6 protein-coding genes are annotated in these 9,315 nt (G+C 51.9%); 1 reads left to right on the top strand and 5 read right to left on the bottom strand.

Annotated features, from left to right (window positions below; genetic code table 11):
* Nucleotides 1-530: 530 nt before the first annotated feature.
* The 3 genes from BMX68_RS23125 to BMX68_RS23115 form a co-directional block, all read right to left on the bottom strand.
* Nucleotides 531-1,973: a hypothetical protein gene (locus BMX68_RS23125; RefSeq protein ID WP_017131606.1), complete on the bottom strand. Its 1,443-nt coding sequence runs from the start codon at nt 1,971-1,973 to the stop codon at nt 531-533.
* Nucleotides 1,974-2,046: 73 nt separating this feature from the next.
* Nucleotides 2,047-3,198 (bottom strand): iron-containing alcohol dehydrogenase, encoded by a 1,152-nt coding sequence (locus tag BMX68_RS23120; protein WP_017131605.1) that lies wholly within the window; start codon nt 3,196-3,198, stop codon nt 2,047-2,049.
* A 181-nt stretch (nt 3,199-3,379) separates the two neighbouring features.
* Nucleotides 3,380-4,753 carry a sigma-54 interaction domain-containing protein gene (locus BMX68_RS23115; protein ID WP_017131604.1) on the bottom strand — a complete coding sequence of 458 codons (1,374 nt, stop codon included), beginning with the start codon at nt 4,751-4,753 and terminating at the stop codon, nt 3,380-3,382.
* Between the two features lie 1,115 nt (nt 4,754-5,868).
* On the opposite strand from BMX68_RS23115, the gene BMX68_RS23110 reads away from it, so the two are divergent.
* Nucleotides 5,869-6,546, top strand: a complete 678-nt coding sequence (locus BMX68_RS23110; protein ID WP_017131603.1) for an OmpW/AlkL family protein — start codon at nt 5,869-5,871, stop codon at nt 6,544-6,546.
* Nucleotides 6,547-6,894: 348 nt separating this feature from the next.
* Here the strand turns inward: BMX68_RS23110 and BMX68_RS23105 are convergent, their stop codons facing one another.
* Both BMX68_RS23105 and BMX68_RS23100 read right to left on the bottom strand, forming a co-directional pair.
* Complete coding sequence (locus BMX68_RS23105; protein WP_017131602.1) at nt 6,895-7,179, bottom strand: PA2433 domain-containing protein; 285 nt, start codon at nt 7,177-7,179, stop codon at nt 6,895-6,897.
* A gap of 597 nt (nt 7,180-7,776) precedes the next feature.
* Nucleotides 7,777-9,150 (bottom strand): beta-propeller fold lactonase family protein, encoded by a 1,374-nt coding sequence (locus BMX68_RS23100; protein ID WP_060782674.1) that lies wholly within the window; start codon nt 9,148-9,150, stop codon nt 7,777-7,779.
* Between the last annotated feature and the right edge of the window lie 165 nt (nt 9,151-9,315).

Raw genomic sequence — 9,315 nt, 5'->3', positions numbered from 1 at the left:
CCCACACGAATTGCTTGATTCAGTTGTTAAAGAGCGGTGGGTTGAGCTGTTCGCTGAACCGAGGCGCGCATTCTACAGCAGCGCCAGTTGCTGTCAAGTGATTATTTGAGAAGTTTTCAAGGCTTTTCGTTCAAAAAACGCTTCAACTTCAACCACTTGCGCTGTCGACCTATCGACAGCGGGAGGCGAATTCTACAGCGTTACACGCTGCTGTCAACACCTCTTTTACAGCGCTTCCGGGCTTCGATGAACTGAAGACCACATCGTTCTAAATCTACTTAACTCACTGAATGAAAAGGAGTTTTTCGTTTCGACCGCGTCGGAAGTGGGGCGAATTATAGGCCCATGGAAGCTACCGTCAACCCTTATTTTCATCTTTCTGTCGCAGGCTATTTTTGCCTTGCTTGATCGACACCATGAACAACTGCCAGAAGCGCCTGGCCATCACCCCACCATCAGTCACCGCATTGACCAGCATCTAGATCAAGCCTTGAACAGACGCAGATCTAAGGCGCTGCAACGGTGACTATTCAGTCGACCAAGACCTCCTCTGTCCCCTGCTCAACAACCGTTGCCGACAGGGCACCTACGACAGGACGGGCATCCACGGTCTTCAAGTCTTTGGCAAATGTCCCATCCTTCTCGCCCTTGAAGAAGTTCTTGCCGTAGATCAACAAACACAAGACCACGCCAACTCCAAATGCCCAGCTCGCTCCCTTGATCGCCAGCACCGCGCCGATCACCCCCGCGATGCCCAAGTCGCGCTGGCTGCGGGCTTCGAGGATGCCCAGACGGACACTCACATAACCCTGGATCAGCAATGTCAGCGACAGCGCGACGCCAAGAATCGGCTGTACCAGAGTCACCACCGGCAACAGCAGGAGGCCGGTGTTGGTCCCCCAACGGAACGAGCCGACGCCACCGATGATCGACGTCATCGCCTTCGGACCGCCCTTGAAACGCTCAATCACCACAACCAACATCGCTGCCCATTTCGGGCCACACATGGCGACGTCCGGGCCGAAGATGCTCATAAATGCATTACGCGCACCAAAAATCAGGTGCGCACGATCGGCGTTATAGTCGACCACATCATCGGTACGGACCGTCTCTGCCTCATCGAGCAGCGATTTCGCACTGAGCACGTCGCCAAAGACAATAATGTACGCCGCCAGCATCGTCGGCAGCGCGGAGAGGAACATCGACAACGGCGGCATACCCAGGCCAAACACTGTGTAGTTGCTCCACAGCCCGGCGAAATCCGGTTTGCTGATGCCCCACCGAATGATTGGCCATGGCGCTTCACCGAACAACGGCGCAATCACCACCGCCAACAAAATGATCGGCAAGATGCCCAGTTTGGCAAAATTCCACCAGAAACGGTTGCGCTGCTTCAGTTGGTTAAAGTGCTGGGAGAAAATCAGGTAGAAGGCGATGCCGACCGCAATGGCGATAGTCCATGGCAGTACATCGAATTTGCCGCCGACCTTGAACACCGCGATCACCGCACTCAAGCCCGCGCCGACGATAATCCCAGACTTGATCGCCGAGGGCACATACTCCACGACTTTCTTCGCCATCCCGGTCGCTCCCAGCGCAATCGAGAAAACCCCCAGCATCAACTGGAAGGCAATCAAGGCATGGACACGCTCCGGGCCCACCGGAAATTGCGCGCAATAAGCCATCAACAACGGCACCGCCGGGGTGATCCAGCCGGGTACGGTCGGATCGCCAAGTAAATGATGCGTGAGATAAAGCAAGCCATTGAGCATTACAACGGCCAGCGCGATCTCAAAAGACATGCCCAGCAGTTCGGTCATCAATGGGATGGCGGCTAAGTCCACGGCACACATTAGCAAGCCTTGCAGATAGTCCGGCAGCTCGAATTTGTAGTGCATGAACGGCAACCGGACCTTGAAAGGGCCTAGCGGGATGTACGGACTTTCGCTGCGCTGCGCAGGGGTATTGGACATGAGTCTACCTGTATTATTGGTTTTGTAATGGCAGACGACCGAACCGGTGGGCCGGACGTCGTGGTTTTCGGGATCAGTAGGCCGCGCGATAGATTTTCTCGATATCGCTGGCGTTCAACGTGCGCGGGTTGTTGCGCATCAAGCGGTCGATCTTGCTGGCCTCTTCGGCCATAGCCGGGATGGCATCCTCAGGCACATTGAAGCTGCGCATCCCGGATGGGATTTCCACGGCAGCGCACAGATCCACCATGGCTTTGACTGCCTGATCCGCCGCATCCTTAGCGCTCAGGTCGATGACACGCACGCCCATGGCTTGCGCAATGTCACGGAAGCGCTCGACGCAGGCCATCTTGTTCCATTCCATCACATACGGCAGCAGCAGGGCATTGCTGACGCCGTGGGCAATGTTGAAGCGTCCGCCCAATGGATACGCCAGCGCATGCACCGCACCTACCCCCGCGTTGCCAAATGCCATGCCGGCCATCAGGCTGGCAGTGGCCATATCTTCCCGAGCTTGCAGGTTGGACGGATTGGCATAGGCCTTGGGCAGCGCCTTGGCGATCAGCTTGATCGCACCAAGCGCGATGGCATCAGTGATCGGCGAAGCGTTGAGCGAAATATAGGATTCGACCGCATGCACTAGCGCGTCGACACCACTGGCCGCCGTCACACTGCGTGGGCAGGTCAAAGTCATAATCGGGCTGACCAGCGCCACGTCGGGCAGCAGGTAATCGCTGACAATACCTCTCTTCAATTGCGCCTGCTTGTCAGAAAAGATCGCCACGTTGGTCACTTCCGAACCGGCGCCAGCGGTGGTCGGAATGGCGATCAGCACGGGGCCTTTGCGTTTCACCAGATCGACACCGAACAGTTCGGCCAGCGGACCTTCATGATGGGCAAACGCCGCGACGCCTTTGGCAATGTCGATAGCGCTACCGCCACCCAGAGCGATCAACCCATCGTGGTTGCCCTCGCGATAGACACGGGTGCAGTCCTCCACGATGGCAATTTCAGGCTCAGGCTTGACCTGGTCGAAGATGCCGTAACGGCGTTCACCCAGTTGCGCCAACGCCAGATCGACGGTGCCGGATTTGACCAGAATGGCGTCGGTGACGATCAGCGGGTTGTTGACGTTGAGGCGAGTCAGTTCCGCCGCAAGCTGCTCGATAGCGGCTTGGCCGGTTATCAATTTGTTGGCGATTTTAAAGGCAGAGATGCTGCTCATCGGACTCGTCCTGTGTGCGTTGTTTTTGGAAGACGTGCCAGAAGAGATAGCGAAAGCTGTGCCAATACGCGAAAAGCCTTGTGGCAGAGGCGCTTTTGCGATTCACAGGAAATTTGAAAGGGTTTTAACCGATCAGTGTCGATTAGATTTTTGATCGATTTCAGCGGTAGCGATTGAAATACTAATCAGAACGTTCCCAGCGTTTCATCTTCTGCACCACGGTTGCCTGACTCACGCCCAATGCTTTGGCCGCCAGGCGAGTGGTCTTGTGTACCTGCAACGCGGCACGAATCGCCTTGCGCTCGGCGCTCTCCAGTACCTTGCGCAGCGGCAGGCGGCTGTCGTTGGCGTTCTGCGGATTGAGGTTGAGAATCTCTTCGGGTAGATCCAATGCCTCGATGGTCCCGGCCTGATTGGTCACCACCATCCGCTCGACCAGGTTGATCAACTCGCGGATATTTCCCGGCCAGGCATACTCGTACAGCAGATCGAGAGCCTCCAGGCTCCATTGCACCTGGCGTGCATAACGGACGTTAAACTTATCAAGGTAATAATGTAACAGCGGCGGGATTTCCTCACTGCGCTCGCGCAGCGCCGGAATGTTGATCGGCACCACATTGAGCCGGTAATACAGGTCGGCGCGAAAGCGCTTTTGCGCCACCATCTGTTTGAGGTCATGGTGGGTAGCGCTGATGATGCGCACATCGACCTCTTTCAGTTCCAGTCCACCGACCGGAATGAAGCGATTTTCTTCGATGACCTTAAGCAACTTGACTTGCACCGGCAGTGGCAAATCACCGATTTCGTCGAGAAACAACGTGCCGTGATGTGCCAGCTCCAGCAGGCCGCGCTTACCCTTGGGGCATGCACCGGTGAACGCGCCGGGCGCATAGCCAAACAGCTCGGCCTCAATAAGGTTCTCGGGCAGCGCGCCGCAGTTGAGCGCGAGAAACGGCTCGCTGGCACGCGGACTGGCGTTGTGAATGAATTGTGCAACGAGGGTCTTACCGACGCCGGTTTCACCCTGAAGCAAGACTTTCACCGAGCTACCGGCAACCTGTCGAGCCAGAGAGAAGACACGGCCGGAAACCTCCTGATCGGCCACCAGCGGCGAATGCAGGAGATTGTCTCGCTGGCCCGCATGAAGTTTGGCGGTGCTGTTGCGCAGTTGCTTGAACTGCTGCAGCTCATCGCGCTCGTGTTTCATGCGTAGCAGTTCAGTCATGTCGCGCACGGTGCTGACGACGTAGGAAATACGGTGTTCAGCGTCGAGAATCGGCGTAGCGCTGACCAGCAGCTTCTTGCCCTGACTCAGGCTCTGCATCACCGACACCGGTCGACCTTCCTGCAATACACGCAGTGACGCCGATTGCGAGATGACACCCTCCTTGACCAACTCCCGCATGGGTCGGCCGATAAGATCCGCACCATTGAGTCCGGACAGACGCTCATAGGCATGGTTGACCTTCAGCGTCTTGCCGTCGCCATCGGTGATATAGACGCCGTCATGCAAAGCGTTAAGCAATTCTTCGAAACCGGTGTCGTTGACGTTCACCGAGGGGCTCCGCGGGTGACTGGGAGGATTGAGAAGTCTAAGCGTTGTGGTGGCCTTGGTCTGCGATAGGTTGCCGGGCAGCCCATTAGGCGACATCCTCGGATAAGGTACAAGATGCGGGCATCCCGGCTGCTTGCCCTTGGGATAGAAGGGTTTCGGCCTTGCGATCAATATCTGTCACGGGATGACGGCGTCGATTTCGACCAGAAAACGGCTGCGGCTTATCAGCTTTTCTTGATAGTGCGCTCAAGGTCGAAAATCTCGATTGCATGACAGGCTGGCTCGCTGCTGTCCAGGGCGGTTGATTATCCCAGGTCAAGCATGGTGGCGAAATTGTTCGAGTAAAGAACGAGAGTAACCCAGTGCTGCCTTAGTCCTGGACGAAGGCGATACCGGACTTGCGAATATCCCTATAGAAGAAGCTGCCGAACTCCTAATCCACTCGATGTGGATTATTTCAAGCATCGAGCACTTCACAAATACTCAACGATAACGAAAGATACAATCGCTCGAGGCTAGAATTAGAATTTCTTCGTGGGCACGCAAAGAGAATTTCATAAATTGTCATTCAGCGGCCATTTTATTTAAGCCGTTTACGGTCTTCATCGGCGCAGTTTCTTCACCCGTCTACCTTATAAAATCCGCATCTTTTTGAAAGCAAACCAGCGGGGTTGGTGCTAGCGTATGCGTACAAGCATTTTGTACTGGAATCACTACTAATGTCTTCTATTATTTACAAGGACAGCCTACTTCCATCAATAAAATTTGGATCTGAGGACGTTTCCATGAGCGTAACACCTAAAGTCGTGCTATGTGCTTCGGGGACCTATTCCAGTTGAGCTGCTTTCGCGGGTGATGAAAAAAAGCCTTTGCACATTAACGAATAACATCGTAAAAGAAGAAAATACGACCGCGCAAATATTGAGGGTTTAATATACTCCGGGCTCGTGACAAAAAATCAACCAAGTGCGTGTTTATGTGATGATCCGGGCTGTTTGTCAATTTAGGTGTAAAAGCATCCCATCGGCTTCTTTAGCTGAGCCAATATCAGTTTTTGTTAGCAACATATGATTTAACCAACACCGAAAAACCCAATAATTTAAAAGGAGTTATCCATGAATAAATACACGCTCATAGCTCAACTGCTTGCTCTTGCCATCGCCCCTGGTTTTGCTCACGCATATGAAGCGGGCGATATCATTGTTCGCGCTGGTGCGATCACCGTTGATCCGAACGAAGACAGCTCTGGCGTGAAGAGCCCACTGGGTAACCTGGGCGGCAGCGCGACAGTTGAAAGCGACACTCAACTGGGCCTCAACTTCGCTTACATGTTTACTGACCATTTGGGTATCGAGTTGCTGGCCGCCACATTCAACCACGATGTGGGTGTACATGGCCTGCAAGGCGGATTAGCTGGACTCAATGGCAACCTCGGCGAAGTCAAACATGCGCCACCAACTCTGAGCTTGATCTACTACCCGTTGGACAAGAACTACGCGTTCCAACCATACGCAGGCATTGGCGTCAACTACACGGCCTTCTATGACACCGACACTTCAAACAGCGCCGAAGCCAAAGGCTACAGCCACCTTGATCTGGATAATTCATGGGGCATGGCTGCGCAAATCGGCGCCGACTATATGATCGGCGACCATTGGATGATCAACGGCCAACTACGTTATATCGATATCGACACCAATGCCCACGTTGACCTAGCCGGTGCTGGCGACCTGAAGCTCAATGTGGATATCGACCCGTGGGTATATATGGTTGGTCTGGGCTATAAATTCTAAGCCCACCGTGACAGCAAGGGGTTGGACCTTCACAGGCCGCGACCCGCAGCGGGCGGTTCGAGAGGTTGAGGTTAGAAAAGACGTGCCGCCATCGCTTGAACTGGATGGCCTGCAACGGTGCTGTATCCACTCACCCAACCTGCGCCAGATTTGAGGAGCCAGTAACAGAGCGAAGTAGGCTTTCACACCCGCAATCATCATTCGGCTTAAGGGCCTTATCTACCCGACAACGACATTGGTTGATTTTTTGTGTCCGGCGTAGGAGCGTAGAACCTCATTCGGTACTTTTCAAAACATCGAGGCTCCGAATATTGGCCTGTCTTCGCCCCTACGCCAGCTCTAAAAGCGTTATCTGCTACCGCCGCCACCCATGGTGCTGTTTTCGGCGTTACTTAATACGCGTTGAGTCAAATTTATGCACTTATCAATGTCACCAGCTTTTTTTGCCGCCAGCGCCTCTTTCTTCGCTTGCTTAAGGTTATCCGTCGCCCCCCCTTCTAAATTTTGGCTGGCCGTAACGAGCACCTCATCAATTTTTTCTAGATTGAGGTCACACAAATTATCAGCAGCATGGGACTGGATTGAAAATACGGAAATGGCAATCGATGCAAGCAACGCAAATTTATATCTCATAATTTACTCCAGCAATGGCTGTGGGTTGCAGAAAAGAGTTTTTATCGTCCTAGCAAAAATCAGCGCTGTCCATTTTACCCCTATTACTTATAGCGCAACAAGACATTAAAGCAAGTGGTAAACATCAAATAAAAACCATCACCAAAAAGCACGTTTATAAAATACAAAATAAACGATTATTTCTAGCAGATGACACCCCCAGAGTTAGGGGGATAAAGTGAGGCCTTCTCAGCCATAAAGCTCTAAATCCGATGTCAATCACCTAGTGACCTGTACGGTGAGTTCGTTAGTTCAAGTTCGCAGGCCTGCCGCCCATGACCTAAGCGCTGTGACCCGTCTAGCCTGGCTATGGCGGGCAACAGCAACGCCGGTCAAGGGCAGGTGGCGCCGAAATTGACTCATAGAACTCACCACACGGGTTACTTAGGGAGACCCTGAAAAAAACCTGCAGATTTGATGAAATACCTACCTCGCGCAAACTGAACGATTGAGTCCTATGAAACAGGTGTCTTTCGCCGATGCCGAGCATACCGACAAAGCTGCGCCGAAGTTTATAGACAGCTTAAACTTCGGCGCTTATTAATGGCTCTTGGGATTTCAGAAATCAACAGCAACGACCCCTTGAGCCCTCGAGTTCGCCGGAAATCCGTCTTTTAAAAGGTCGACTGACGATGCGGCCTTGAGCAACCCATCCTTTTGCACGGAAAAACTGTGTATGGCGTTGCCAGCTCCCAATGTATTTTCCGCAGTCTGATTGATTCTTTGATTGATAATGTAGAGAAAATCTTCATCTGGTGAAAGCGCCATCTCGAATGAAGTGCTTCCAGGCTGCATCAGGTTTCGATTGTTGATAAACGACTCGCCAGGCATTGGAACATTAACGACTTGTATTTCCATGGGTGACAAAGCGTTGTCGCCAGAAATATCATAAACGGATATTGTGCTAGATGCCTGTTGAGTATTCAAGCGTGGTAAATTGTTCACCGTGTAAAGCCGCGTCGCTTGCTTGTTGACCAATACCCAACAAATATCCTGACCACTATTATTTACCGCATTTACAAACTTCAAACTACCCGAGTCATCGTATGAGAATACACCCAACTGATTTCTCGTTACGAACCCGGCGTACAATATATTTTGTGACGGATGGCTCCAAAGACCCAGAGGCATTGAAGGTACGCCCGGCGAACCAATGTAAAGGTAATTTTCAATTGTCTCAGGCAGTGTGGTTTTGTTGATAAGCGTTAATTCCCCTTTGTCATTGATTTTCATAGTTTTTATTTGACCTTGGACACTGCTCTTCGGGCCAGCTAAAAATGACCGAGAGCCGTCTCCGTCAAAATCAGCGTCAACTTGAAACTCATCGGCAAAAAATAGATTCTTCACTGTCCTGGATGCATGAATTTGCGCGGGCTTTTGGAAGTCAGGCACCTTTAAAGTGTCTGCATAGACCAGGGCTCCGTTATGCTGGATTTTAAAAGAAGTGTAACTGGCTCCCTCAGGATCAGATAAACTCGCTTTCTGATGGTAGTCTTCGTTCCGATTAGCAGCAATCAAGATGTTTCCTGAAATATTAATGCTGACCGGTGCGATGCCCTTGGATGAAAAGGGTGAACCCGGAATTTCACTAAGGTGCCCTTCTTTACCTATATTGAATCCAGATATACTATTGCTATTGGTGTTCACCGCATAAAGACGTTTTTTATCACCAGTGATGATGATCTGTGAATCGTTATCTTGCGGACCCAGTTTTCCGTGAGTATTGTTATTAATACCCGTGCCATTGGTTTTATAAAATCTCATAAATTTAATAGAACCATCGCTCAGTCGTCGATATTGAGCGACTGCATTTTGGTTTTCTGCAATGTTATTCGTCAATGTGTAGAGGAATTTTTTCTCGCTGCCGGCGAAAGCAACGCAGCTTATACAGATGGCCACCGCCGATAGCGTGATTTTTGGTATTACGTTCATAAAAACGCCCTTAGATACACTTTTTCGTGGGGAATTAGGCTGCTCTTGCAAAAATGGTTACTGCTGTAAGCACAGCCTAGATACTTGCACGAAGACGCTAGCACCGCTCCTGACAGTCTGCTTTCAAAAAAATGCGCATTTTCTAGAGAGGTTGAATCGTAGTGG

The organism is Pseudomonas agarici, assembly GCF_900109755.1.
GTDB classification, from domain to species: Bacteria; Pseudomonadota; Gammaproteobacteria; order Pseudomonadales; family Pseudomonadaceae; genus Aquipseudomonas; species Aquipseudomonas agarici.
The sequence above is the reverse complement of the archived record's forward strand: the minus strand, read 5'-3'. Positions and strand labels throughout refer to the sequence as shown.

Coding starts and splice junctions, on each gene's coding strand:
- BMX68_RS23120 (WP_017131605.1), bottom strand. CDS start 3,198: ATGAGCAGCATCTCTGCCTTTAAAATCGCCAACAAATTGATAACCGGC.
- BMX68_RS23125 (WP_017131606.1), bottom strand. CDS start 1,973: ATGTCCAATACCCCTGCGCAGCGCAGCGAAAGTCCGTACATCCCGCTA.
- BMX68_RS23110 (WP_017131603.1), top strand. CDS start 5,869: ATGAATAAATACACGCTCATAGCTCAACTGCTTGCTCTTGCCATCGCC.
- BMX68_RS23100 (WP_060782674.1), bottom strand. CDS start 9,150: ATGAACGTAATACCAAAAATCACGCTATCGGCGGTGGCCATCTGTATA.
- BMX68_RS23105 (WP_017131602.1), bottom strand. CDS start 7,179: ATGAGATATAAATTTGCGTTGCTTGCATCGATTGCCATTTCCGTATTT.